General features: G+C 62.9%; 4 protein-coding genes. All 4 read left to right on the top strand.

Annotated elements, in window-relative coordinates; translation table 11 throughout:
• Positions 1-118: 118 nt before the first annotated feature.
• A complete protein-coding gene (locus tag J2D77_RS17085; protein ID WP_207847735.1) occupies positions 119-379 on the top strand; it encodes a hypothetical protein in 261 nt (86 codons plus the stop codon).
• Between the two features lie 2 nt (positions 380-381).
• Entirely contained in the window at positions 382-852 is a 471-nt protein-coding gene (locus J2D77_RS17080) for a hypothetical protein (protein ID WP_207847737.1), read from the top strand.
• Between the two features lie 71 nt (positions 853-923).
• Complete coding sequence (locus tag J2D77_RS17075) at positions 924-1265, top strand: hypothetical protein (protein WP_207847733.1); 342 nt, start codon at positions 924-926, stop codon at positions 1263-1265.
• Between the two features lie 44 nt (positions 1266-1309).
• Positions 1310-1818 (top strand): hypothetical protein (locus J2D77_RS17070; RefSeq protein ID WP_207847731.1); only part of this gene is annotated, 509 nt, incomplete at its 3' end.

The raw sequence follows: 1818 nt of genomic DNA, 5'->3' as shown, positions 1-1818 counted from the left end.
AGGCGGCACGGACACGACCAGCACCGCGCTGCCTGCGGCTCCAGCGTCGTAGACGGCGCCCCCGTACGGACTCTTTTGGCCGCCTTCCGAGGCGGTTTTTTTATGCCTGGATAATTTGATGACAGAACAGGGCCTCCCCGCAACTGATGATGCTGCGCGCGCACCATCCAACCTGGACCGGGAGATCGGCCGACTGGAGGGGCGGGTCGATTCACTGGAACGAACCGTCGAACGACTGGAGAACTCGGTAAACGGGCTGCTGCGCATTATCGATTTTGCGAAGAACGGCATTCGCCTGATTTATGCGGCTGTCGGTCTGATCGGTATTGACGGCCTAGTGCGCGCCGCCCTCTTTGTAACTCACTGGCACGGGCAATGATTATGTCCGGTCTGAATATTTCGCAATTCAAGCATTTGGTCGTGCGTCCGGTCGTAACCCAGATCGGCCTCGGCACGGACGCTGCGGTCAACCTGCTGACAGGAACCGCATTGGCCGAAAGCGGCCTGGTGTGGCTGGCGCAAATTTGCGGGCCTGCATTGGGTCTGTTCCAGATGGAACCTGCCACGCATGACGACTGCTGGAAGACTTTCCTGCCCGGACAGCCGGTGCTGGCGGATGCCCTTCGCCGCGTGGCTGGGCGGAGCACGCCAGACGCCGGGCTGATGGCTTCCAACCTAGCCTATGCCTGTGCCATGGCGCGCGTGAAATATTACCGGGCGCTCCCGCCACTGCCCGCCGCGAATGATGCGGCCGGGCTCAGCGCCTATCACAAGCAGCATTACAACACGCCTTTGGGCGCTGCCGATGCCGGCCGCAACGTCGCCCTGTTCCAGCAGGCGATCAACGCATGATTTTCCGCGTCACTGCCAGGCTGATCCGCCTGCGGCAGGTTGCCTGGCGCATTTTACAAAAGGACAGTTCAATGGATACGCCCAAAACGGCTCTCGTGGCGCGGACAGTAACCGCGACCACGGCCGGTATCTCGCTGCCTGCGCTGGCGGCCCTGCTGCCCCAGCCTTACAACGTCTGGGTCATGTGGATCTGCATTGTGTTTGCCGCCGCAGGTGCAGCCGCGACACAGATCCCGATCCCCCAAAACGACACGTCCCGGCTGTGGCCGCTCTATCGCGTGCTCAATTTCCTCGCCCTGAACTGGGGCAAGGCGGCCAATGCCGCGGTGCTGTTCCGCGAGGCATCGACCAGCAGGGCTACCCCGCCTGGACCGGGCACGGGCATATCGCCGCCCGACGCGCCGAAATCCTGACACCCATGCCGCCCTCTGAGGCGGTTGTTTTTTTGGAGGCCATCATGGTCACTTCCCGTCGCAATTTTCTGCGCAATTCCTCATTCCTGGCAGGCGCTCTGGCGCTGGCGGCCTGCTCCACCGTCACGACGAACGGCGTCACCACGATCACGCTGGACGTGACCAAGGTCAAGAACTATGGCCAGGCCGGGCTGAATGCCGCTGCCACGGTGGCCTCGTTCCTGTCAGCCTATCCCGCGCTCGCCCCCTATATGGCCGCTGTCACCCTTGCGGATACAGCCCTGTCCGGCGCGCTGACGGCGTTCTCGACAGCGGCCGGATCCACGCTGACGATCAGCTACGACGACGCGACGTGGAAGACGCGCGTGGACAGCATTCTGACCGATCTGGATACGCTGGCCGCCGCCATCGAAAACGCGATTGCCGGGTCGGGCTCGATCTTGTCCGCATCCGTCATCGCTGACGCCAAGACGGCTTACAATGCGCTGGCCACCGTCATCAGCGTGTTTAAGGCGCTGCTCGGCGTGTCGGACTCTCGTTCCCCTGTCGGCAT

The organism is Acetobacter garciniae (genome assembly GCF_017377735.1).
Classification (GTDB): Bacteria; Pseudomonadota; Alphaproteobacteria; order Acetobacterales; family Acetobacteraceae; genus Acetobacter; species Acetobacter garciniae.
Note: the sequence above shows the minus strand (reverse complement) of the source record. Positions and strands in the feature narration are given on the sequence as shown.

What these genes read in the sequence shown, in the direction of transcription:
- J2D77_RS17085 (WP_207847735.1), top strand. Translation starts at nt 119, where the DNA reads ATGACAGAACAGGGCCTCCCCGCAACTGATGATGCTGCGCGCGCACCA.
- J2D77_RS17080 (WP_207847737.1), top strand. Translation starts at nt 382, where the DNA reads ATGTCCGGTCTGAATATTTCGCAATTCAAGCATTTGGTCGTGCGTCCG.
- J2D77_RS17075 (WP_207847733.1), top strand. Translation starts at nt 924, where the DNA reads ATGGATACGCCCAAAACGGCTCTCGTGGCGCGGACAGTAACCGCGACC.